Annotated in this window: 16 protein-coding genes and 4 rRNA genes; 15 read left to right on the top strand and 5 right to left on the bottom strand. The window is 41.4% G+C overall.

Annotated features, from left to right (window positions below):
* The first annotated feature begins 10 nt into the window (after positions 1-10).
* The 5 genes from nusB to RB214_RS13145 all read left to right on the top strand — a co-directional run bounded on the left by nusB (position 11) and on the right by RB214_RS13145 (position 6,500).
* Positions 11-421, top strand: coding sequence for a transcription antitermination factor NusB (gene nusB, locus RB214_RS13165; RefSeq protein ID WP_002961751.1), 411 nt, complete (start codon positions 11-13; stop codon positions 419-421).
* A gap of 46 nt (positions 422-467) precedes the next feature.
* Positions 468-1,442 (top strand): thiamine-phosphate kinase, encoded by a 975-nt coding sequence (thiL, locus tag RB214_RS13160; protein ID WP_309167406.1) that lies wholly within the window; start codon positions 468-470, stop codon positions 1,440-1,442.
* A complete protein-coding gene (locus tag RB214_RS13155; RefSeq protein WP_024603848.1) occupies positions 1,439-1,924 on the top strand; it encodes a phosphatidylglycerophosphatase A in 486 nt (161 codons plus the stop codon). The genes thiL and RB214_RS13155 overlap by 4 nt, the downstream gene beginning before the upstream one ends.
* Before the next feature lie 37 nt (positions 1,925-1,961).
* Entirely contained in the window at positions 1,962-5,048 is a 3,087-nt protein-coding gene (locus RB214_RS13150) for a diguanylate cyclase domain-containing protein (RefSeq protein WP_309167404.1), read from the top strand.
* 123 nt (positions 5,049-5,171) lie between these two features.
* A complete protein-coding gene (locus tag RB214_RS13145) occupies positions 5,172-6,500 on the top strand; it encodes an IS4 family transposase (RefSeq protein WP_375144324.1) in 1,329 nt (442 codons plus the stop codon).
* Between the two features lie 57 nt (positions 6,501-6,557).
* Here the strand turns inward: RB214_RS13145 and dxs are convergent, their stop codons facing one another.
* From dxs to RB214_RS13130, 3 genes are all read right to left on the bottom strand, one after another.
* Positions 6,558-8,420: a 1-deoxy-D-xylulose-5-phosphate synthase gene (dxs, locus tag RB214_RS13140; protein ID WP_309167402.1), complete on the bottom strand. Its 1,863-nt coding sequence runs from the start codon at positions 8,418-8,420 to the stop codon at positions 6,558-6,560.
* Between the two features lie 105 nt (positions 8,421-8,525).
* A complete protein-coding gene (gene ispA / locus RB214_RS13135) occupies positions 8,526-9,413 on the bottom strand; it encodes a (2E,6E)-farnesyl diphosphate synthase (RefSeq protein WP_309167400.1) in 888 nt (295 codons plus the stop codon).
* A 2-nt stretch (positions 9,414-9,415) separates the two neighbouring features.
* Entirely contained in the window at positions 9,416-9,658 is a 243-nt protein-coding gene (locus tag RB214_RS13130; protein ID WP_002961738.1) for an exodeoxyribonuclease VII small subunit, read from the bottom strand.
* Between the two features lie 321 nt (positions 9,659-9,979).
* Here RB214_RS13130 and pomA point away from each other — a divergent pair, with 321 nt between their 5' ends.
* The 4 genes from pomA to RB214_RS13110 all read left to right on the top strand — a co-directional run bounded on the left by pomA (position 9,980) and on the right by RB214_RS13110 (position 14,373).
* Entirely contained in the window at positions 9,980-10,747 is a 768-nt protein-coding gene (gene pomA, locus RB214_RS13125) for a flagellar motor protein PomA (RefSeq protein WP_007587114.1), read from the top strand.
* Positions 10,748-10,749: 2 nt separating this feature from the next.
* A complete protein-coding gene (locus RB214_RS13120; protein ID WP_309167395.1) occupies positions 10,750-11,670 on the top strand; it encodes a flagellar motor protein MotB in 921 nt (306 codons plus the stop codon).
* A gap of 204 nt (positions 11,671-11,874) precedes the next feature.
* A complete protein-coding gene (locus tag RB214_RS13115; RefSeq protein WP_024603830.1) occupies positions 11,875-12,390 on the top strand; it encodes a hypothetical protein in 516 nt (171 codons plus the stop codon).
* A 42-nt stretch (positions 12,391-12,432) separates the two neighbouring features.
* A complete protein-coding gene (locus tag RB214_RS13110) occupies positions 12,433-14,373 on the top strand; it encodes a DNA topoisomerase III (RefSeq protein ID WP_309167393.1) in 1,941 nt (646 codons plus the stop codon).
* Between the two features lie 76 nt (positions 14,374-14,449).
* On the opposite strand, the gene RB214_RS13105 is transcribed toward RB214_RS13110, so the two are convergent.
* Positions 14,450-15,760: an amidohydrolase gene (locus RB214_RS13105; protein ID WP_309167392.1), complete on the bottom strand. Its 1,311-nt coding sequence runs from the start codon at positions 15,758-15,760 to the stop codon at positions 14,450-14,452.
* A 111-nt stretch (positions 15,761-15,871) separates the two neighbouring features.
* Here RB214_RS13105 and RB214_RS13100 point away from each other — a divergent pair, with 111 nt between their 5' ends.
* Positions 15,872-16,729, top strand: a complete 858-nt coding sequence (locus RB214_RS13100) for a tetratricopeptide repeat protein (RefSeq protein ID WP_309167391.1) — start codon at positions 15,872-15,874, stop codon at positions 16,727-16,729.
* A gap of 213 nt (positions 16,730-16,942) precedes the next feature.
* Here the strand turns inward: RB214_RS13100 and RB214_RS13095 are convergent, their stop codons facing one another.
* The gene (locus tag RB214_RS13095; RefSeq protein WP_309167389.1) at positions 16,943-17,980 is read right to left on the bottom strand and encodes an IS110 family transposase; all 1,038 of its coding nucleotides are present in this window, start codon (positions 17,978-17,980) and stop codon (positions 16,943-16,945) included.
* Positions 17,981-18,967: 987 nt separating this feature from the next.
* On the opposite strand from RB214_RS13095, the gene RB214_RS13090 reads away from it, so the two are divergent.
* The 5 genes from RB214_RS13090 to glsB all read left to right on the top strand — a co-directional run bounded on the left by RB214_RS13090 (position 18,968) and on the right by glsB (position 25,400).
* A 16S ribosomal RNA gene (locus tag RB214_RS13090) occupies positions 18,968-20,501 on the top strand.
* A 296-nt stretch (positions 20,502-20,797) separates the two neighbouring features.
* Positions 20,798-23,687: ribosomal RNA gene (locus RB214_RS13085) — 23S ribosomal RNA — on the top strand.
* A gap of 146 nt (positions 23,688-23,833) precedes the next feature.
* Positions 23,834-23,948, top strand: a 5S ribosomal RNA gene (gene rrf / locus RB214_RS13080).
* A gap of 62 nt (positions 23,949-24,010) precedes the next feature.
* Positions 24,011-24,125, top strand: a 5S ribosomal RNA gene (gene rrf, locus RB214_RS13075).
* The 16S, 23S and 5S rRNA genes sit together here, the layout of an rRNA operon.
* A gap of 351 nt (positions 24,126-24,476) precedes the next feature.
* Positions 24,477-25,400 (top strand): glutaminase B, encoded by a 924-nt coding sequence (gene glsB / locus RB214_RS13070; RefSeq protein WP_002961081.1) that lies wholly within the window; start codon positions 24,477-24,479, stop codon positions 25,398-25,400.
* Positions 25,401-25,417 lie beyond the last annotated feature (17 nt).

Genomic DNA, 25,417 nt, shown 5'->3' with positions numbered 1-25,417 from the left:
AGGAATTTTTGTGAAACCAGCAGCAAGACGTAAAGCACGTATCTTAGCACTCCAAGCCGTTTATTCTTGGCAAATAAGTGGCAATTTAATTGCCGATATCGAACAACAAATGTTGATCGAAACAGACGTTACTAAAATTGATGTTGAATACTTTAAAGATCTAGCGACGGGTGTTGCTGTAAATTACAAGCAACTAGACGAAGCTGTATCACCACATTTAACACGTCCGTTTGATGACTTAGATATGGTTGAGCGTGCAATTTTACGTTTAAGCAGCTATGAGCTTAAGTTCCGTGAAGACGTACCTTATAAAGTTGCTATTAACGAAGGTATTGAACTGGCCAAAATTTTTGGCGCTGAAGACAGCCATAAATTTGTAAACGGTGTACTTGATAAAGCTGTTAAGCATTTACGCAAGTAAGTAAACCGTTAAAGAGGGGAGCCGGCATAGGCCGGCTTTTTTGTGTATGAAGGAATTTGAATTAATTAACCGCTACTTTAAAGGTCGCGGTATCACCCGTCGTGATGTAAACCTAGGTATAGGGGATGATTGCGCTTTAGTAACCGTTCCACAAAACTGCCAACTTGCCGTTACAACAGACACTCTTGTTGCTGGCGTACACTTTTTTGATGATATTTCCCCTCGTGTATTAGGTCACAGAGCGCTTGCTGTTAATTTAAGTGATTTAGCGGCCATGGGCGCTGAGCCAACTTGGGTTTCAGTTGCGTTAACTTTGCCAAGTATTGACCCACAGTGGATTGAAGAGTTTACTGATGGCATGCATGAAATTGCTGAATATTTTAATGTGCAGATTATAGGTGGCGATACAACTCAGGGTCCATTAACCATCACTATTTGTGCGAAAGGGACTGTACCCGAAGGTACTGCACTTCGTCGTAGTGGCGCAAAAGTGGGTGATTGGATTTATGTTACGGGTCCGCTAGGTGACGCTGGACTTGCAATTGAGTCTCGCAAGCAAGGTATAAATATTGAGCCAGAGCATTTAAAGTACGTAAATAAACGCTTTGACTTTCCAACCCCACGTGTTGCTGCAGGGCAGGTATTACGAGGCCTAGCATCATCGGCTATTGATGTGTCGGACGGCTTAATCGCTGATTTAAGTCATATACTCGATATGTCACAAGTAAATGCAGTGGTGAATATTGAAAGTATTCCAACTTCAGATGCGATGCAAGCAAGCCTTGATTTTAATCAGCAGCTGCCATTTATTCTCAGTTACGGTGATGATTACGAATTAATTTTTACGGTCCCTGATAGCAATAAAAGTATGTTAGAAATAAAGCTACGCCAGTATGGTGTAGATGCAACATGCATTGGCCAAGTTAAAAGTGGCGATGGCCAAATTGAGCTTTTACACAACGGTGAAAAGTTTGATTTTGAACCGCAGGGTTTTGAGCACTTTGCAAAGGAGCTGGTTTGAACAATAACCGCAAGTTTAATTTAAAGCGTCCACATCAGTTTTTTGGTCTGGGCTTTGGGACAGGGCTTGCCCCTAAAGCGCCCGGTACATTTGGTACGTTTGCTGCCTTGCCATTCATTTTTATGACCATGTATTATCCGTTATGGCTGCAAATTGTATTTGCCGTTGTGATCAGTATATTTGGTATATGGGCGTGCGGTAAAACGGCTGATGATTTAGGCGTACACGATCATCCTGCTATTGTATGGGATGAAGTGGCGGGTTATTACATCACTATGATTGGCGCAGCACTTAGCTGGCAAACATTACTCGTAGGTTTTTTGTTATTTCGCTTTTTTGATATAGCAAAACCCGGCCCAATCCGTATGCTAGACAAACGAGTACATGGCGGTTTAGGTATAATGGCCGATGATATACTTGCGGGTATTTTTTCGCTTATATGTTTACAAGCGTTAATAAAAGTGGGTTTACTGTCCTTTTAATTTTTATATTTGATTTGTTTAACTAGGTGGCAGCAATATGATGCGATTTTTACTGGTTTGTGTACTTATGTTGTGCGCGACGCCAAGTTGGGCTTCAATTACTGATTACGTAGTTAAGCAATGGAATATAAAAGATGGCCTACCGTCGCAATCACTTAAAAGTGTTGTGCAAGATCAGCAAGGCTATATGTGGCTTGGTACGCAATTTGGTTTAAGCCGTTTTGATGGTACAACATTTACAAATTACAACACGCAAAATAGTCCATTCTTGCCTAGTAACGGCGTTAATAAGCTTTTAGTCGATTCTAGTGGTTTGTTATGGGTAGGCACTAAAAGTGGCTTGGTAGTTATTAACCCAGCCACATTTGCAGCACAAGAATTTAATATTAAAGGTCCAGTGAGGGATATTCTTGAGGACTCTAAAGGTAGCATATGGATTGCGGCCAACGGCTTATACTATGTAGATAGAGGGCAAGTTGATTTACGCACTGAAGTAAATGGTCCTCTACCTATTGTTAATGCTACTGTGATCACACAAATAGTTGGCTCTGTTAGCCAAATGGCACTCTCTCCTGAAGGCATTTGGCTGGTTAATGATCGTCATTTATTACGCCTTACAAAAAACTCATCAGATTTTTCTAAACTACGTTTAGAGCTTACCGCAAAAATATCTTTACCAGAGCGCTTAGCGCAAACTATCGTGCACGATTTATCATTTTTAAATGGTAATTTGTATATAGCTTCTGAGCTAGGTGCATACTTTTTAGATTTAGATGACGAGCTAAGACCTTTTCCTTTACCTAATGCAAATAACTCAGCCGTTTATAAGTTTATGAGTGATACCGATGGTGGCTTGTGGGTATCGACCTATGGACGCTTATTATTCAGAGATAAAACCGGTGAGTGGCAATGGGTAGAGCCTAGCCAACTTGATCAAAGTATATGGTTTGCTGATATTTTTAGAGATGATAAAAATAACGTTTGGTTAGCAAGCTTTAGTGAAGGCTTGTGGCTTGCTCATGAAGGGCGAGTAGAGAGGCATTCAGCAGTTTCAAACATGACCGAATCTGTTATGGCTATTAGCCAAGCACCCGATGGTAAACTGTGGGTTGCGAATAAAAGCGGTATTGGTTATTTCGATTTAGATAAAAGTTTTATTAATTTAGTCCCAAGTAGTAAATATGGATACGCATCAGTACACGATCTACAATTTGATGGTGAGCGATTATATATAGCCACAGGGCGCGGCTTATTTGTTTTTGAAAACAAGACACTTTACACCGTCCCTGGTCGAGCACTTCGCGATAATCCGGTATTTGCAATAAGTCGCTCTAGTAAAGGCGGCTTTTGGATTGGTACCGGACGCGGTTTATATCGATTAAATTATGCTGGTTTAACGCCTTTTGCTTATAACGCTTTTTTAGGTAGTAAGTTTATTACCTACGTATTAGATAAAACAAACTTTGGTGTGATTGGTACTAGTAAAGGCGCATATTACTTTACAGACCGTGGCATTGAAAAAATTGGCGACCAAACAACACTTGAAAGCGCATACGTAACTAGCGTGCTACATATAGATGGCGTGGGTATTTTAATCGGCTCTCTTAACGATGGGCTTTTTTACAGAAGTACGCAAGGGCAATGGCGTCAGCTCGATGCAGCTAATGGTTTACCGTATGGTTCTATATTTAGCCTAGAATATGATGAAAAGTTAAAGCATGTTTGGGTAAGCACCATGAAAGGTGTTTACAGAATGCCTGTAGAGCAATTTAAAACAGAAATAAAAAGCCTAAAAGTTGAAGAAGTAATTTCATCTTTTGACCGTCAACTTGATGGTAAAGCGAATCAATGTTGTAGTGGACTCGGGCATGATGCGGTAGCAGACACCGGAAATTCTATTTGGTACCCAAGCTTACAAGGTGTTGTTGAAATACCTAAAAATGTAGAGCTATTTGGCGTGCTTGCATTAAAGCCAACAATAGAGACAATAACAACGCCACTTCGTCATTTAACTACCGCTGCGCTTGGTAAAAAACCATCATTAGAAACAGACGAGCGTGATATAACGCTAACTTACACAGCTATTGATTACTATGCACCAAACAGCATTGAATTTAGATATAAACTAAGTGGCTTAGATAGTGACTGGCGCTATGCAAATACGCGACGTGAAGCTATTTATACTAACTTGCCTCCTGGCTCGTTTTTGTTTCAATTAGAAGCTAAGCGCCAAGGTGAAGACTGGGCTAAAGCGCAAGATGTAGAATACGGTTTTGTAGTGCCTGAGCGCTTTGACGAAACAATTTACTTTAGGCTTTTAATTACCAGTGGTTTTATTTTGCTTTTTTATCTCATTTTTTGGGTGTTTAGAGCACAAGAACGCAGAAAACAAGAAGCATTAGAGGGCTTAATCACTGAGCGTACCTTAGAGCTTCGCCAAGCTAATGATAAATTAGGCCAAGTGAATTCACAGCTTAAATTAGTGAGTCACTCAGATGAGCTAACAGGGCTACGTAGTCGCCGCTTTTTGTTTGATCAACTCCCTAAAGATATTGAGCACTTTCAACGTAATTCACAGTCGCTGCAGGCACAAGGTAAGTCACTGGTGCTGGTAATTATTAACTTTGATAACTTCAGCCGTATTAACGATGCGTATGGCCCAATTGCAGGTGATAGCTGCTTACAGCAAATGGCTGCATTGTTAAATTCGCGTACGCAGGGTTCTGACTATGTGGCACGTTGGAGTGGAGATGAGTTTTTATTATTATTACGCGATTTTAAATGCAATAAAATAGATAGCTATGCTTCAGAACTTTGTAAAGTAATAGCGGCTAATTCGTTCCAATTACCAAATGGAAAAACAACTAATATCACGGCATCAATTGGTTGGTCATTTTATCCATTACCTTTATTAGGCGGACAGGTAATTAGCTGGGAAACCTCTATTAACTTGGCCGATATAGCACTGCATCAAGTTAAAAAGCGCGGTGGTGATGGTGTGGCTAATATTACGTTTGATTATCAGCTCGATGCATTTGAGTTTGAACAAAACTCTAATGTTGATCAGCAGTTAGGTATTTTGCAAAGCAATGGCTTAGCTGATATTAAAGTGTGGATGCGCTGATCAGCAATATTGATATTAAAAAAGGAGCCTAGGCTAATGCCGATCAGTTAAGAAAATGACCGGTTGACCGATCCAAACGATCATGCAAAATCCGTAGTTAGGAAACTAACTACGGATTTTTTTGTGAATATAGAACAAGCACTGCAAGCAACACTTGAAGAAAGCAGCCGATACCATACCTTTGAAAAATTATCAGAAATTCTTGACCCTGAAATCATTGAACAAGGTTTTCAACAAGCAGGGATTGCAACCGTTCGTAAGCGAAGATTACCGCTTGAAGCCGTTTTGTGGTCAGTTATTGGCATGGCATTGTTTCGAAAAGAATCAGTTTGGAATATCGCTAATAAGCTAGATATCATGTTACCTGGCAAGAACCCACTCGTTGCTCCAAGTGCGATGGTACAGGCGAGACAAAGGTTAGGTGATGATTCCGTTAAACACGTTTTCAATAAATCTGCTCAATCAATGTATAAGCAACAGTCATTCGAAACATGGAATGGTTTGAACCTATTAGCTGTTGACGGTGTTGTGTGGCGAACAGCCGACACGCCTGATAATCGTAAAGCCTTCTCTTCAGGTAGCAACCAATACGGTGATACAGCCTTTCCTCAAATACGCAGGGTCTGTCATATGGAATTGACCAGCCATCAACTTCTCAGTAGCGAGTTTGATAACTATAAAACCAACGAGATGAAATTAGCTGAGCGTTTAATTGAACGTACACCAGATAATTCACTGACTATGTTTGATAAAGGATATTATTCTTTAGGCCTGTTAAACCGTTGGCATCAAACTGGGGAGATGAGGCACTGGCTGATACCAGCAAGGCCCGACTTACAGTATGAAATCATCTCCAGCGCGGGTAAAAATGATCATATCATTGAATTGAAAACTACAAAGCATGCACAAAAAAACTTTCCCGATGTTCCTGAAACGATTAAAGCGAGATTAATCAGCAAAACAATAAAGGGCAAAAGCTACCGTATATTAACCTCGATGACGGATAGATTGCGTTATCCAGGTAATGAAATTGTTGAATTATATTGTCATCGTTGGGAGATAGAACTTGGGTTTAGAGAAATCAAACAAACCATGCTTGATAGCGCATACCATTTAAGAAGTAAGCGTCCAGACATGGTGCGTCAGGAGCTATGGGCCGTGTTACTCGCCTATAATTTAATACGAAGAATAATGACGATGGCGGCGACAGTCACAGGGATATGGCCTAACCAGCTTAGTTTCTCTAGCAGTTCGATGGCTGTCATTCAGTATTTCTCGTCAGTATCTATAATGAGCCCAGGGAACATTCCAATACACTGGCAGCACTTACTCGATACACTGGTCTTATTTAAGCTTCCAGCTAGACGAGAGGATAGAAGATATCCCCGATGGGTTAAGCCAAAACCATCTAAGTATCCCCATAAAAAGAAAAATGCCAGTCAGCTTAACTGACTGGCATTAGAGCCTAGGCTCCTTTTTTAATGTGCTCTACTTTAGATGTATAGGAAATTAATTAATAAACGCTTTAATAGCGGTTAATATTCCTTGCTCACCTAATCCCATTTCATCGTGCATTTCATCTTGTGTGCCGTGTTTAATAAACTCATCAGGAATACCTAAGTTAAGAATATTAATATTAGCCTTTAGTGTTGCTAAGTATTCGTTAACTGCAGAGCCAGCACCGCCAGCAATCGCATTATCTTCAAGGGTTACAATTACATCGTGGCTAGTTACAAGCTCATTTAAAAGTGCAGTATCAAGAGGTTTAATAAAACGCATATTAACAAGCGTTGCATCTAATTCATTTGCAGCAAGCTGTGCGTTTTCAAGTAATGTACCGAACGATAAAATGGCAATTTTACTGCCTTTCTTAATTGTATCTGCCCTACCTATTTCAAGCAGTTGCATAGTGCTTTCAATGTCTGCAGTACCTGCACTACCCCGAGGGTAACGCACTGCAACAGGGCAGTTTGCTTTATAACCGGTGTATAGCATTTGGCGGCATTCGTTGGTGTCGCTTGGTGCCATAATTACCATATTTGGAATACAGCGCATAAAGCTTAAATCGTACGCACCTTGGTGAGTTTCACCATCGGCTCCAACAATACCAGCGCGGTCAATGGCAAATAATACAGGTAAGTTTTGCAGTGCAACATCATGTATTAATTGGTCATACGCACGTTGTAAAAAGCTCGAGTAAATAGCAACAACAGGTTTTAAACCTTCACAAGCAAAACCAGCCGCTAAAGTAACAGCATGCTGCTCTGCAATGGCCACATCAAAGTATTGATCTGGAAACTCTTTAGAAAAACGTACCATGCCAGAGCCTTCGCGCATTGCTGGCGTAATAGCCATTAACTTACTGTCTTGCTTTGCCATGTCGCATAACCAATCGCCAAAAACTTTTGAAAAAGTAGCTGCGCTAGGTTTAGATTTAGGCAGGCTAGTTGTGCTTGGATCGAATTTTGGTACACCATGGTAGCCAATAGGATCGGCTTCAGCCGGTTTATAGCCCTTACCTTTTTGCGTTTTTATATGTAAAAGCTGTGGGCCTTTTAAATTACGCATATTACGTAATGTATCTACAAGCATGTTTACATCGTGACCATCAATTGGGCCTATGTAATTTAGGCCTAATTCTTCAAAGAAGGTTCCCGGGATCATCATGCCCTTAATGTGCTCTTCCATTTTACTGGCAAGTTGTTTTACCGGAGGCACACCTGAGAGTAACTTTTTACTGCCTTCACGAATGTTAGTATAAAAGCTACCTGATAGAATTCGGGCAAAGTGATTTGTTAATGCGCCAACATTTTCAGAAATCGACATTTCGTTATCATTTAAAATAATAAGCATGTCTGATTTAACATCACCTAAATGATTCATCGCTTCAAATGCCATGCCTGCGGTTATAGCCCCGTCGCCAATAATGGCAACAGACTTTCGACCTTTACCTTCTTTTTGTGCGGCAATAGACATGCCTAAAGCAGCTGAAATAGATGTGCTTGAATGGCCTACGCTAAACGTATCGTATTGACTTTCATCGCGAAATGGAAAAGGGTGTAAACCGTCTTTTTGACGAATAGTGTGCATTTGGTCGCGACGACCTGTAAGGATTTTGTGTGGATAAGCTTGATGACCCACATCCCAAACTAGACGATCGTCTGGAGTGTTATAAACATAATGCAGCGCAACGGTTAGTTCAACCGTCCCTAAACCAGACGCTAGATGACCGCTACTTTGCGATACTGAGTTGAGTAAATAATCGCGCAGCTCATTGCTAAATGCAGGGAGTTTGTCTTGCGCTAAATCACGCAATTGGGCTGGCTCGTCAACCAAATTAAGTAATGGATACTTGCTACTATCAAGTGTCATGGTTTTATATATATCCTTCGCTAACATTAATTAATCCAAAGCTTTTACGAATAATTAATGTTGAGTAATAATGTCAGTGCTAATTGCAATACGTATGAGCAAAAATTAGTGGTCACGCTCAATTAGGTAATTTGCTAGCGACGCAAGAAGTGTTGTGTCAGCATCTATATTAGCCAACGCTTCATGGGCTTGTTGTATTAAATTTTGCGCCTTTTCTTTAGCGCCTAGCATACCTAATAACGCCGGATATGTCGCTTTATTCGCGGCAATATCGGAGCCTTGTGGTTTACCTAAAGTAACCGTATCGCCTTCAACATCTAAAATGTCGTCGTGTACTTGAAACGCCAGCCCTATAGCATACCCAAAAACGCTTAAATTTTCTAAGGTTTGTTGATCAGCCTTTTCACTGCACAGTGCACCAAGTGTAATTGCGCAATTAATTAGAGCCCCGGTTTTTAGTTTATGTATTCGCTCCAGCTCTTGTACGGTAATTACTTTATCAGTTGCTGCTATATCAAGGCCTTGGCCACCAACCATTCCCTGAAGGCCTGATGCGTGGGCAAGTGTAGCAATCATTTTTACTTGTACTTGCGATGAGCATTCAAATTTATGATTTGCAATAAGTTCAAAGGCAAGCGTTTGTAGAGCATCTCCCGCTAAAACTGCATTTGCCTCGCCAAATTCTATGTGGCAAGTAGGGCGCCCACGGCGTAAGTCGTCATCGTCCATAGCTGGTAAGTCATCATGAACTAACGAATAGCTATGAATGCACTCAATTGCAGCAGCAAGTACATTTAAGTCTTGCTGGTTTGCGCCAAGCATTTTACCTGTGGCATAGACTAAAAATGGACGTAATCTTTTACCGCCATTAAATAATCCATACTGGGTGGCGTTCTTTACAGCTTCTTCTGTATCGAGAGGTTGTTTAAAATGCTGTTGTAAGGTCGCTACTACATCTTTTTGAGCACGTTCAATATGATTTTTTATGCTCACAGCTATTCCATATCATTATCAAAATTTGTAAGTACTGACTTTTCGCCATTTCCCATCAAAATTGATACTTTTTGTTCTGCTTGCTGTAATTTCCCAGATGAAGCACTTGCTAATGCAATTCCACGCTCAAATTGCTTTAACGATTGCTCAAGCGATAAGTCACCTTGTTCCATGTCACTAACGATTGTAGATAATTCTTCTAGTGCTTGTTCGAAACTTAAGTTTTCAGGTTTTTTAGTCGCCATCTTTATTTCAGCTTACATAATAAATTTAGGGGTCAATTTTAGGGGGAATGCTAAACTAGGTCAAAGGATGATATGGGTTTTTTACCTTTATAACGTTAAATTATATTTCAAGTGCATTAATAAAGCCTTAATAGCGGTCTGTTGGTTTAATAAATCAATTGATAATTAGGTAGCCCTTATAACTTGATCTAAAATAGTGCTAAAGGCTGCTTTTTATGTTTATTTATAAAAATGGCTTAAGCAATTCAATATGTTGCCGATAAGCAGTTAATAATAAAAATTTATGATAAGGCCATTAAGCATGAAACTTCTGGAGGAAATGTGGATTTAGCAACCATAATCGGGATCCTAGGCGCAATTGGCTTAATTGTCATGTCTATGTTTATGAGTAGTAGCGGTGAAATGGCTATGTTTTACAATACCCCGTCTGTGGTTATTGTATTTGGTGGTTCACTCTTTATTGTTTTATCAAACTTCACCATGTCGCAATTTTTGGGGATAGGTAAAGTTGTTGCCAAAGCGTTTATGTTTAAAATCGAGACGCCAGAAATACTTATCGAAAAAGCAGTAGAGCTTGCGGATTCAGCTCGTAAAGGCGGTTTTTTAGCACTCGAAGAAGCTGAAATTCCAAACCCCTTTATGCGCAAAGGCGTCGATATGCTCGTTGATGGCCACGACGCAGATGTAGTTCGCGCTACACTTCAAAAAGATATTTCTCTAACCACGACTCGCCATGAATTGGGCGCGGGTTTATTTAAGTCGTTAGCTGATATAGGGCCTGCAATGGGCATGATTGGTACTCTAATTGGTTTGGTTGCAATGTTGTCTAACATGGATGACCCTAAGGCAATTGGTCCGGCAATGGCAGTAGCACTATTAACAACTTTATATGGTGCGTTTTTAGCCAATGTTGTGGCAATTCCTATTCAGGTAAAACTTGAACTGCGTAAAGACGAAGAGGCTATGAATCAGCGTTTAATTTTGGATGCTATTTTAGGTATACAAGATGGTCAAAACCCAAAAGTAATCGAAGGTATTTTGAAAAATTACTTAGCTGAATCTAAACGTAAAGTAGATACCGAGGAGTAATTATGTCTGATCAAGAGTGCAAATGCCCACCACCAGGCCTACCAGCATGGATGGGAACGTTTGCCGATTTAATGTCACTGTTAATGTGCTTTTTTGTACTCTTGCTTGCGTTTTCAGAAATGGATGTACTTAAGTTTAAACAAATTGCGGGCTCTATGAAGTTTGCTTTTGGTGTGCAGAATAAAATTGAAGTGAAAGATATTCCTAAAGGTACCTCTGTTATTGCCATTGAGTTTACCCCAGGCAAACCAGAGCCAACCCCAATAGAAACCATTCAGCAGCAAACAGTCGAAATGACTCAACAAATGTTAGAGTTTCAGGCTGGTGATGAAAGCTCAGCTGGCGGCAGGCAAGAGCAACGCGGAGATAAACGCGGTGGGGAATCTCGTAGTACTTCTCAAGAGCAATCGTCAGAGCAAGCAACTTCAGCAGCCGATCAGGAACAAACTAACGAGCTTGTTAAAAAAATTGCACAACAACTTGAAAAACAAATAATTGATGGCGCAATTGAGCTTGAGTCTTTAGGGCAGCAAATAATTATTCGCATAAGAGAGAATGGTTCATTTCCTTCAGGTAGTGCATTTTTACAACCTAAGTTTAAACCTATAATTCAAGATATTGGTGTGCTGTTAAAAGATGTACCCGGTGAAATAACAGTATCTGGACATACTGATGATTTTCAGGTGTCGAATGAGTTATATATTAACAACTGGGACCTATCATCAAAGCGTGCCGTAGCAGTCGCAAGCGAGCTGCAAACGGTGCAAGGGTTTGATAAAAACCGCATGATGGTAGTGGGTCGGGCTGATACCCGTCCACTTGTTCCAAACGATTCAAATGAAGATCGCCGCAGGAATCGCCGAGTAGAAATATCTATATTACAAGGTAAAGCAAAAGAGTCAGCGCCTATTGATGTACGTTAAGCTATTGCTTGGTATTATATCTCACTACTTTTTGTTTTAATTTAGGGTACTTAATTGCCTAAGCATCTTGGCAATTTCATCATTTTAGCTTACAGTACATTTCCTTAACATATGTAATGGAATTCCCGTGAATAAAAAATATAAGTATAGCGATATGCCTGGAAATGGTACTGGCGGAGATGACGATAAGACGAAAGAATAACAATGCCTTTATGGGTTGATAAGGTAATTACATTTCTTGAACTTAGCTGGGTTTTATTTTTAATCCCAGCTATTGTTGTTTTCTATTTGCGTAAAGATTTTTTAGCATTACGATTTGTATGTGTCACAGGTGTATTTTTCTTATTTGGTGCACTTATATACGATTCTTTAAAAGAGTTTGATAAAGATATTTATATATATAGATATCTTGTCTGGGCGTTTAATGACATAGCTTGGATGGCTTTAATTGCCTATCTTGGGATAAAAGATAAAGTTTATTTATGGCAATGTGTGTTAGGTCAGTTGGTTGTTATAATGGCACCAATTTTACAACTTTTTCGCGTTGTTGATCGCCACCTTTGGGATTTATCTTATAGCACGCTAATGTATAAAACGCTTTTACCTTTAATTAATACGCTCACCGTAGTGGTGTGTTATCTTCCGCTAATTTATATTGTAATTAAAAATAATAAGACAGTAACTGGTAATAATCATAAAAAAGCCCCTCCTTTAAAATAGCTGTGCTAAACTACTGTTTATATGAACAGTGGTGAGCAAGCTATGAAACTCTACATTGCAGAAAAACCTTCACTTGGACGCGCTATTGCTGATGCGTTACCAAAACCACATAAAAAACACGATGGCTATATAGAAGTCGCCAACGGAGATTGTGTCTCGTGGTGTATAGGGCATTTACTAGAACAAGCAGAGCCCGATGATTATGATGAGCGCTTTAAAAAGTGGCAGTTTGATCACTTGCCTATAATACCTGAGCAGTGGAAATTAAAAGCCAAAACCAAAACTCGCAAACAGCTCACTGTTTTAAAAAAATTAATTAAACAAGCCTCGCAACTTATTCACGCTGGCGATCCAGACCGTGAAGGCCAGCTTCTGGTCGACCAAGTAATAGAAGAAGCTAAAATAAGTCAGGCTAAAAAGCAAAGTACGCAACGTTTACTCATTAGTGATTTAAACTTATCGGCGGTAAAGAAATCATTGGGCACAATGCGTTCTAATCGAGATTTTATTCCGTTAAGTGTATCTGCTTTAGCGCGCTCTCGTGCTGATTGGCTATTTGGTATGAATTTAACACGTGCATACACACTAGCTGGGCAAAAAGCAGGGTTTGGTAATGTGCTTTCGGTAGGGCGAGTACAAACCCCTATTTTAGGTCTTGTTGTTAATAGAGATAACGAAATAGCACACTTTGTATCTAAGCCTTTTTACGATGTATTGGCGCATTTGCTTACTCCAGATAATCAACCATTCATAGCTAAGTGGGTTCCAAGCAAAGCATGTGAGCCACATCAAGATGAAGAAGGGCGAATACTTAACAAAGCTCTTGCAGAAAATGTTGCTTCACGTATTACACGGCAAAGTGCTGAGCTTACTTCACTCGACCAAAAACAAAAAAAGCAAAGTGCTCCATTACCTTATAATTTATCTGCTCTGCAAATAGATGCCGCTAAAGCATTTGGTATGCCAGCTCAAAAAGTATTGGATATTTGCCAAATACTTTACGAACGTCATAAACTAATAACTTACCCACGCTCAGATAATCGTTATTTACCTAAAGATCACCATCAAGAAGCATCTGCTATTTTAAAGGCAATAAGTGCAAATGGGGGGCAAAGCAGTGAATTAGTAAACGGGGCTGATGTAAAAAAGCGTAGTAAATGTTTTAACGATTCAAAAGTAGCAGCCCATCATGCCATTGTGCCTACGGCTAAGCAGTTAAAGTCAGCGAGTTTGAGCGGTGACGAAGCAAAGGTATATCAATTAATAAGCCGTCATTACTTAATTCAGTTTTATCCCGACTATATATATAACGAAACTAAAGCTGAGGTAATTATTGCTGGTGGGCTTTTTAAGGCAAATGCAAAGCAAGATGTAAGCTTGGGTTTTAAGGTGTTAATGGGTAAATCTGAATTAAAAGATGTAGCCTCGCTACCTCCTTTAACAAAAGGTATGCCTCTTTTTTGCGATAAAGGCGAAGTAGTCGAAAAGCATACATCACCCCCAGCTTATTTTACCGATGCCACATTATTGGCTGCGATGACGGGCATTAGCCGTTATGTTAAAGATCCACAAATTAAAAAAGTATTAAAAGACACTGATGGTTTAGGTACGGAGGCAACACGTGCGGGAATAATCGAGTTGCTATTTAAGCGGCGTTTTTTAAAACGTGAAGGTAAGTCAATTAGAGCGACCGAAACGGGACTTGCTCTTATTAGCGTATTACCACAAGGTTTAGCGAGTCCTGATTTAACCGCAAAGTGGGAGTCGAGCTTAGGTGATATTGCACAGCAGGCAATGAGTTATCAGCAATTTTTACAGCCTTTACTTGCTGACCTAAATGGGTTTGTTCAATTAGCAGCAAACTGCGATAGCAATGCATTTGCGAAGTTACCAAAAACCTCACCTAAAAAACGTTTTGCTAAACGAGGTGGAAAAGCGACCTTTAAAAAGTCGAGTTATAAAAATAGCTCTGTTGCTAGTTAGCAACAGAGCTATTTTATTAAACGATATTACTTAACCTGAACTCTGTTTGAGATAGATTTATTATCCAGAATTCAGGTTACTTATTAAATAAAGCAACAGCAGCGTTACTCATTGCTTTTATTCCAGTAGGAATAGCAACTTTATAATCTGGTGCAAATTTACTAGAGTGTAGAGAAGGGAGTACCTCACCTGTTTTTATTGAATCTGCATATTGTGCTTGGTTTACGCCTCCTAGCCAAAAGAGGGTGATAGAGATATTTTCATCGGTGCGCCCGTATAGGCCAAAATCTTCACCCGCCATTACAGCTTGTGTTTCAAGTACATTAGTATCGCCAATTGCGCTGGCAATAGAATTTCTAACAATGTCTGTTTGTGCAGGGTTATTATAAGTAGATGGAATAGATTCATCTTCATGTACATATACTACAGGGTAGTTTGATTTATCCAATCCAGCGCTTTGTGCTATCCCAGCTGTAATACGTTTGATTGCAGCTATTTGAGCGCTTCTTACATCGGGGTTATAGCTTCTAAGAGTGAGTTGTAGTTTTACTTCATCCGAAATCACATTATGTTTTGAACCACCATGAATAGACCCCACTGTAATAACAGAAGGCTCAAGCGGTGAAAGCTCTCGGCTTGTGATTGTTTGCAAAGCAAGTACAGTGCGTGCAGCTATAATCACAGGGTCTATAGTTGTATGCGGATAAGCACCATGGCCACCTTTACCTTTAATTGTAATATCGACAGAATCTACACTTGCCATCGTGTATTCATTTTTCATTGATACCTTACCAGCGGGGACGCTAGCGCTTACATGTAAAGCAATTATATGATCAGGTTTTGCATATTTACTAAATAGTCCTTCGCTTAACATCGCTTTAGCACCCCCACCTACTTCTTCTGCAGGCTGTGCAACCATCATTAATGTACCTTGCCACTGTTTTTTATGAGCAATTAACTGCTCTGCAGTTCCAATAAAAGAGCTCATGTGGATATCGTGGCCACAGCCGTGCATTACACCTACTTTTGCACCGTGCTCGTCTATTACTTTGACTTTTGAGGCATAGGATTTTCCTGTTTGCTCAATAATAGGTAAGCCATCAGTATCAGTGCGGATCATTACTGTCGGCCCCTCACCATTTTTATAAATACCAACTACACCAAAGCCACCTACATTACTTGCTACTTTAAAACCCAGCTGAGTTAATCTATCTGCTATCTTTTTACCTGTTTTTTGTTCGTGATAAGAAAGCTCTGGGGATTGGTGTAAGTCGAGGTAAAACTTTTCAATAGCTGGCATGGCTTTGCTTAAATTCAAATCGAGTCCATTTGCTTGTACTAATGGGCTTGCTAATAAAAGTATTGCACTTAGGTAAGTTAATTTCATATTTTCCCTTATTGTTGAATATGTATACCGAGTGATTTAGGTATATGACTTGTAATTATTATGTTCACCACCATATAAAAACCTAAATAGACGAATATGGCAATCAATTCAATGAGCAACATAGTTAGTATTAATGCGCAAAACCTTCAACAAGTACTCGGTGAAACATCACAACAAAAATTGGTGTTGCTTAACTTTTTCTCTCCTCAAAGTTCTGACTGCATCGGACAGGCTGCAATTTTAGATAAAGTAGCAGCAGAATATGCAAGCTATATAGTAGTAGCAAACCTAGATTGCGATGCAGAACAAGCACTCGCTTCTCAACTTGCGCAACAAGTTGGTCTGCAAACACTGCCTACGCTTGTATTATTAAAAGACTCCGCACCAGTAGATTTACTTGCAGGTGTTCAAAGCGAAGCACAAATACGCGAAGCCCTAGCAAAGCATTTACCTGCGCAACAAGACTTACTGTTAGAACAAGCAAAGCAAGCGTTATTAAAGTCAGATTTAAATGCTGCATTTAATTATGCAAAGCAAGCTTATGAAATAGACAGCGGTAATGCACGTATCAAGTTAGTGCTAGCAGACATATGTATTCAAATTCACAAGGTAGATGAAGCGCAAGCACTTATAAATACAATAGATGCACAAGAGCAAGATGCTTACTTTAATAATATTAAAGCAAAATGCGAGGCCGCGCTTGAAGCAAAAGATTCACCAGAGATTAAAGAAAAGCAACAACAAGTAGAAAAGTATCCAAATGACTTAGAATTAAAAGAAGAGCTCAGTATTTTACTTAATGAAGCAGGCAGAAAAGAAGAAGCATTGGATGTACTGTTTACAGTTCTACAAAAAGATCTGAACTTCAACGAAGCAAAACCAAGCTTTTTAGCCATTATTGCCTCTTTACCTGATGGCGACGCACTCGCAGCTAAGTATCGTCGCAAGTTATATAGTATTTTATACTAGGGTCTTATATGGACTCCCCGTAAATGTCAAAAAGAAAAAGTTAAAATAAATTTAGATGCTAGCTTATATACGGGCTCAAATGAGGGGCTACCTCTGGCCTCTTATGTATTCGCACCTTCATGACTATTCTGTTGAGCAGTTTATGAAACTTCAGACCCTAACAGTCTATTGAAGGTTGGTCTTACCTATTTTAAGCGCTCTTATTGACAAATTTTAAGCCGCAAGTAATTGTGGCTGGTATTCTTTATTATGCTTTTGCATTGCAAAAGCCGTTCTTATCGTTTTATTCGCTAAAGCAATTGCTGCGACTTTCTTTCCTCGACGCGCGGTTAATGCTTTTAACCATACATCTTTTTCACTGCGACTTTCTCTTTTTTCTAGTTGGGAAACAACAGCTAATGCACCTTTAAACAAAGCACTTCGCAGCTTCTTATTTCCTATCACTTTAGATATCGAGCCTATTTTTTCTTTACCACCACTGCTATGTTGTACAGGTGTTAGACCAAAGCAAGCGGCGGCTTCTCGACCACTTTTGAAATGTGTCGCATTACCTAGCGCTATTTTTATCAAGATTGCACAGACTGGGCCGACTCCCTCTAAGGCTTGTAAGCGATTGCAGGCTTTATCTTCTTTAACTATTTCATGCAGTTGTTTTTCAATCAGCTTTGCTTCTTCAATTGTCTCCTTAAAGCGTTGAAAAAGGAGGTGAATTGAAAAGCGAAATGAGGATGTTAAACTATTTTCTGCGTCTTCTAGTATCTCTGGTATAGCGTGAATTAATGGGGTATCACCTTGAGCTATTGGGTACCCTAACTCCAAAAGCAAGCCTCTGAGTTGATTACTTAAACTTACTTTTTGTTTGACCAATAAATCACGCATACATTCAATGCCTTGCAGGCATTGGTCCTGCACTGAAAGTAATCGGCTTTCTTTAATATGAGGCTGACGAGCGGCAACAGAAATAGCCAGTGCATCATTAGCATCTGTTTTTTGTCCTTGACGAAATGCTTTTACTTGTCGTGCATTAATTGCTTTTACTTGATGACCAGCTTGTTTAGCAAAGCGTGCCCAATAATGTGTTCCGCCACACGACTCCATAGCAACTAAAGATTGCTTCTCTTTAATTAACAACTCTTTAAGTTTAGCTCTTGTGATTGCTTTGTTATAAATAACGTTTCCATTTTTATCTGTTTTGCAGACCTGGAATAAATTTTTTGCTAAATCAATTGCGATTACATTACAATCAAACATGTATGGGCTCCTTGGTAAAAGTTTGGTCGCTTATTACGTTACTCCTGAGGGAAGTGGGAGTCCATACATCTGTTGCTCTTTGCGGATTAAAATTTGTTCAAACTAGGGGGTGTTTAATCGCGGCGCGAGATTTGTAACCTAGTGGGCTAAGTAAAAACCGAGTAACAAAGAGTAAATAGCCCCTAGGAAGAACCCTTTAGGCAGCGCCTGTTTGGCATTAATGCTACGTTATCGCCTATTTATGGGGAGTAACCACACTACATAGGCTCTGCCTTGCCTGAATACCAAACAGGCTGCTGCAAATTTAACCTTGAAAGATAAACAGACCCTAGATTCTAATAACTATTACTTTTGAGAAGCACCTATATAAGGTGCTTTTTGTATTTTTAGGGTTTTAATTAAAAGCTTTAGTATGGTTTAGCTATGTAAAAATAAGAGTTATCAACAGGGTTTTGTGGGTAACTTGTGCTTATCATGTGTGCTTGCTTGGGGCTTAATTTTAATTACTATTTTATGCAAATAACGCTTGCGTAAAATCCGCCGCTCCCTATAATGCGACCCCACTGAGACGGGAAACGCCAACGCATAGCGAGGCAGCAACTACTTAGAGAGTTAAATAAAACTTCGGTTTTAAATCTTCCAAAAAGAAAGTTTAAAACAAAGTGTTGACTCGAAAAATAAAGGGTGTATTATTCGCATCCCTTGAGTCGCTAAAGCGACTCAAGCGTTCTTTAACAATATAAAGCAATCATCTGTGTGGGCACTCGTACAGATTGAGTTCTAACAGCCAAGCTACTTAGGTAGCGAGGCAAACAAATTAGAGTCTCAATTGAAACTGAGTGACCATATGTTATTAAAAGATTCAGCCTTGAGCTGTTTTGATTTCACTTTTTTAAAAGTGAAAATAATAACGCACAGTCAATTCGTTTTTGGCAACAAAAACAAAAATTCAGAATTCATTGAGCTGTCGAAAGACATAAAACTTTTTAATTGAAGAGTTTGATCATGGCTCAGATTGAACGCTGGCGGCAGGCCTAACACATGCAAGTCGAGCGGTAACATTTCTAGCTTGCTAGAAGATGACGAGCGGCGGACGGGTGAGTAATGCTTGGGAACATGCCTTGAGGTGGGGGACAACAGTTGGAAACGACTGCTAATACCGCATAATGTCTACGGACCAAAGGGGGCTTCGGCTCTCGCCTTTAGATTGGCCCAAGTGGGATTAGCTAGTTGGTGAGGTAATGGCTCACCAAGGCGACGATCCCTAGCTGGTTTGAGAGGATGATCAGCCACACTGGGACTGAGACACGGCCCAGACTCCTACGGGAGGCAGCAGTGGGGAATATTGCACAATGGGCGCAAGCCTGATGCAGCCATGCCGCGTGTGTGAAGAAGGCCTTCGGGTTGTAAAGCACTTTCAGTCAGGAGGAAAGCGTGGTGGTTAATACCCATCATGTGTGACGTTACTGACAGAAGAAGCACCGGCTAACTCCGTGCCAGCAGCCGCGGTAATACGGAGGGTGCGAGCGTTAATCGGAATTACTGGGCGTAAAGCGTACGCAGGCGGTTTGTTAAGCGAGATGTGAAAGCCCCGGGCTCAACCTGGGAACTGCATTTCGAACTGGCAAACTAGAGTGTGATAGAGGGTGGTAGAATTTCAGGTGTAGCGGTGAAATGCGTAGAGATCTGAAGGAATACCGATGGCGAAGGCAGCCACCTGGGTCAACACTGACGCTCATGTACGAAAGCGTGGGGAGCAAACGGGATTAGATACCCCGGTAGTCCACGCCGTAAACGATGTCTACTAGAAGCTCGGAGCCTCGGTTCTGTTTTTCAAAGCTAACGCATTAAGTAGACCGCCTGGGGAGTACGGCCGCAAGGTTAAAACTCAAATGAATTGACGGGGGCCCGCACAAGCGGTGGAGCATGTGGTTTAATTCGATGCAACGCGAAGAACCTTACCTACACTTGACATACAGAGAACTTACTAGAGATAGTTTGGTGCCTTCGGGAACTCTGATACAGGTGCTGCATGGCTGTCGTCAGCTCGTGTTGTGAGATGTTGGGTTAAGTCCCGCAACGAGCGCAACCCCTATCCTTAGTTGCTAGCAGGTAATGCTGAGAACTCTAAGGAGACTGCCGGTGATAAACCGGAGGAAGGTGGGGACGACGTCAAGTCATCATGGCCCTTACGTGTAGGGCTACACACGTGCTACAATGGCGCATACAGAGTGCTGCGAACTCGCGAGAGTAAGCGAATCACTTAAAGTGCGTCGTAGTCCGGATTGGAGTCTGCAACTCGACTCCATGAAGTCGGAATCGCTAGTAATCGCGTATCAGAATGACGCGGTGAATACGTTCCCGGGCCTTGTACACACCGCCCGTCACACCATGGGAGTGGGTTGCTCCAGAAGTAGATAGTCTAACCCTCGGGAGGACGTTTACCACGGAGTGATTCATGACTGGGGTGAAGTCGTAACAAGGTAGCCCTAGGGGAACCTGGGGCTGGATCACCTCCTTATACGATTTAGAACTTATTTGTTCGTAGTGTCCACACAGATGATTGTTAATTAGTGCGTGTCCTTCGGGATAACTAATTAATATGCTCTTTAAAAATTTGGAAAAGCTGATAATAAAATTCTGATAGATACATTGTATTTATCAAGAGTTTTCAAAAGTAAAAAAGAATGGTAGCAGTACCATTCAGTGCCATTTGATTAACGTTTTACGTTGATTGATTGGTATCTACTTTAGTATTCAATATTAACTTCTGGCGAAGTTAAACTGTCACAAAACAAAGACCCGTTTGGGTTGTATGGTTAAGTGACTAAGCGTACACGGTGGATGCCTTGGCAGTTGGAGGCGATGAAGGACGTATTAACTTGCGATAAGCCTAGTCAAGCTAGTAAAAAGCGCTTGAGACTAGGATTTCCGAATGGGGAAACCCACCTGCTTGCAGGTATCGTTAACTGAATACATAGGTTAACGAGGCGAACGCGGAGAACTGAAACATCTAAGTACCCGTAGGAAAAGAAATCAACCGAGATTCCGAAAGTAGCGGCGAGCGAAATCGGAACAGCCCTTAAGCTTATTATGTGTTAATGGAAGGCTCTGGAAAGTGCCACGATACAGGGTGATAGTCCCGTACATGAAAAGACATTTTAAGTGAAATCGAGTAGGTCGGAGCACGTGAAACTTTGACTGAATATAGGTGGACCATCATCTAAGGCTAAATACTCCCAACTGACCGATAGTGAACCAGTACCGTGAGGGAAAGGCGAAAAGAACCCCTGTGAGGGGAGTGAAATAGAACCTGAAACCGTGTACGTACAAGCAGTAGGAGCCCACTTGTTGGGTGACTGCGTACCTTTTGTATAATGGGTCAGCGACTTATATTTTGTAGCGAGGTTAACCGAATAGGGTAGCCGTAGGGAAACCGAGTCTTAACTGGGCGACTAGTTGCAAGGTATAGACCCGAAACCCGGTGATCTAGCCATGGGCAGGTTGAAGGTTGAGTAACATCAACTGGAGGACCGAACCCACTAACGTTGAAAAGTTAGGGGATGACCTGTGGCTAGGAGTGAAAGGCTAATCAAACCGGGAGATAGCTGGTTCTCCCCGAAATCTATTTAGGTAGAGCCTCGGACGAATACTTACGGGGGTAGAGCACTGTTAAGGCTAGGGGGTCATCCCGACTTACCAACCCTTTGCAAACTCCGAATACCGTAAAGTAATATCCGGGAGACACACGGCGGGTGCTAACGTCCGTCGTGAAGAGGGAAACAACCCAGACCGCCAGCTAAGGTCCCAAAGTCATAGTTAAGTGGGAAACGATGTGGAAAGGCCCAGACAGCCAGGAGGTTGGCTTAGAAGCAGCCATCCTTTAAAGAAAGCGTAATAGCTCACTGGTCGAGTCGGTCTGCGCGGAAGATGTAACGGGGCTAAACTATGCACCGAAGCTGCGGATTCAGAATTTATTCTGAGTGGTAGGGGAGCGTTCTGTAAGCGGTTGAAGGTGTACCGGGAGGTATGCTGGACGTATCAGAAGTGCGAATGCTGACATGAGTAACGATAATGGGAGTGAAAAACTCCCACGCCGGAAGACCAAGGGTTCCTATCCCATGTTAATCAGGGTAGGGTAAGTCGACCCCTAAGGCGAGGCCGAAAGGCGTAGTCGATGGGAAACAGATTAATATTTCTGTACTCGATATAATTGCGATGGGGGGACGGAGCAGGCTAAACAAGCATGGCGTTGGTAGTCCATGTGAAAGTGAGTAGGTTGGCGACTTAGGTAAATCCGGGTTGCTATTAAGACTGAGACACGAGACGAGTCACTAAGGTGATGAAGTTGTTGATGCCATACTTCCAGGAAAAGCCTCTAAGCTTCAGATTATATGGAATCGTACCCCAAACCGACACAGGTGGTCAGGTAGAGAATACTAAGGCGCTTGAGAGAACTCGGGTGAAGGAACTAGGCAAAATCGTACCGTAACTTCGGGAGAAGGTACGCTCCTATCTGTGATGAGACTTGCTCTCTAAGCGGACGGGAGCCGCAGTGACCAGGTGGCTGGGACTGTTTATTAAAAACACAGCACTGTGCAAAATCGCAAGATGACGTATACGGTGTGACACCTGCCCGGTGCCGGAAGGTTAATTGATGGGGTTATCCTTAGGGAGAAGCTCTTGATCGAAGCCCCGGTAAACGGCGGCCGTAACTATAACGGTCCTAAGGTAGCGAAATTCCTTGTCGGGTAAGTTCCGACCTGCACGAATGGTGTAACCATGGCCACGCTGTCTCCACCCGAGACTCAGTGAAATTGAAATCGCAGTGAAGATGCTGTGTACCCGCGGCTAGACGGAAAGACCCCGTGAACCTTTACTACAGCTTGGCACTGAACATTGAACCTACATGTGTAGGATAGGTGGGAGACTTTGAAGCAGCGACGCTAGTTGTTGTGGAGTCGTCCTTGAAATACCACCCTTGTAGTTTTGATGTTCTAACGTTGGCCCCTGAATCGGGGTTACGGACAGTGCCTGGTGGGTAGTTTGACTGGGGCGGTCTCCTCCTAAAGAGTAACGGAGGAGCACGAAGGTTGGCTAAGTACGGTCGGACATCGTACGGTTAGTGTAATGGTAGAAGCCAGCTTAACTGCGAGACAGACACGTCGAGCAGGTACGAAAGTAGGTCATAGTGATCCGGTGGTTCTGAATGGAAGGGCCATCGCTCAACGGATAAAAGGTACTCCGGGGATAACAGGCTGATACCGCCCAAGAGTTCATATCGACGGCGGTGTTTGGCACCTCGATGTCGGCTCATCACATCCTGGGGCTGAAGTCGGTCCCAAGGGTATGGCTGTTCGCCATTTAAAGTGGTACGCGAGCTGGGTTTAGAACGTCGTGAGACAGTTCGGTCCCTATCTGCCGTGGGCGTTTGAGAATTGAGAGGGGTTGCTCCTAGTACGAGAGGACCGGAGTGAACGAACCGCTGGTGTTCGGGTTGTCATGCCAATGGCATTGCCCGGTAGCTACGTTCGGAACTGATAAGCGCTGAAAGCATCTAAGCGCGAAGCAGGCCTCGAGATGAGTTCTCACTAGACTTTTAAAGTCTCTGAAGGGCCGTTGAAGACTACAACGTTGATAGGCAAGATGTGGAAGTGGTGTGAGCCATTAAGCTAACTTGTACTAATTACCCGTGAGGCTTAACCATACAACGCCAAACGCGTTTTATGCGACAGTTTAGACAGAAGTTAATATAACTAAAGTAGATATTACTTAAGAAAGACTTAAAAAATATTATCAGATATTTTCCAAATTCAGTTAGTGCGTAGCGATACGAACTGACAACCTAATTTGCTTGGTGACAATAGCGTTTTGGACCCACCTGATTCCATGCCGAACTCAGTAGTGAAACGAAACAGCGCCGATGATAGTGTAGCATTTGCTATGTGAAAGTAGGACATTACCAGGCTTCAAATTCAGTTGAAGGACTTTAACCTTAATAATTAAAATAAGAAAATTGAAAAGAATTTTCTTGGTGATAATAGCGTTTTGGACCCACCTGACTCCATGCCGAACTCAGTAGTGAAACGAAACAGCGCCGATGATAGTGTAGCATTTGCTATGTGAAAGTAGGACATTACCAGGATTTAATTAAGAGAAACCCGTTACAGTAATGTGACGGGTTTTTTGCTTTTTGTAATTTTGTAAATAGTCCATGCCGAACTCAGTGGCGAAATGAAATAGTTCTAAGGCGAGCCCCGCAGAAGGACGCCCCGACACAAAGATAGTGTAGCATTTGCTATGTGCCTCTCCACCGCTGTGGCACTACGACATTACCAGGATTTAATTAAGAAAAACCCGTTACAGCAATGTGACGGGTTTTTTGCTTTTTTAAATTAAGAAAAACATCCCCCTTTAAATTCAACAACAAAACTAGTTGCGTCTATTCGCGCGTGCTAAAATCCAATTTTTATGAATGATGATATAGAGGTCTAGTTTGCCTACAGCTGATTACCAAAAGGTGCTTGATGAAATAGCACATGAAGTACGCCCTTTATTATCACAAGGAAAAGTAGCTGATTATATACCGGCCCTTGCAGAGGTCGATCCTGAGCAATTTTCTATCGCTATTTATACAACTGATGGTAAGACTGTATGTGCGGGGGATTGCTCTCAACGTTTTACCATTCAGTCTGTTTCAAAAGTTATGACACTTACTATGGCACTGCAACGTTATGGTGATGAACTTTGGCATCGAGTTGGAAAGGAGCCTTCAGGTACTGCCTTTAATTCGCTTACACAGCTTGAGTTTGAAAAAGGGATTCCTCGTAACCCTTTCATAAATGCAGGCGCAATTGTAACGTGTGATGCGTTATACAGCCGCTTATCTGCACCAATGCACTCTATGCTCGAGACCTTTAGGTTGTTAGCTGGTAATAGAGGGATAGTGATTGATAAAAAAGTCGCTAATTCTGAGTATGAATTTAGGCATCGTAATGCTGCTATGGCGCATTTAATGAAGTCGTTTGGTAATTTTGAAAATGAAGTCGATGATGTTTTATGGTCTTACTTTAACTTTTGTTCTATTGAGCTCAACTGTATTGAATTAGCCAAAGCTTATAATTTTCTAGCAAATAAAGGTGTTGATAATCGATCGGGCGATCGTGTTTTAAGTAGCCGTCAAAATAAGCAGCTTAATTCGTTATTATTTACCAGTGGCTTATATGATGCTGCGGGGGATTTTGGTTACAGAGTCGGTATGCCAGGTAAATCGGGAGTGTCAGGGACTATTTTAGCTGTGTTACCAAATAAGTTTACTGTAGCTGTTTATTCTCCGGGGCTTAATTCGTTTGGTAACTCCGTTGCAGGAATAGCAGCGCTGGAACTGCTATCTAAAAAGCTCGATATTTCTATTTTTTAGGAAATCGATAGGGAGCA

Origin of the sequence: Pseudoalteromonas sp. HL-AS1 (assembly GCF_031198785.1) — a bacterium.
Classification (GTDB): Bacteria; Pseudomonadota; Gammaproteobacteria; order Enterobacterales; family Alteromonadaceae; genus Pseudoalteromonas; species Pseudoalteromonas distincta.
This window is presented reverse-complemented; position numbering and strand designations above follow the sequence as displayed.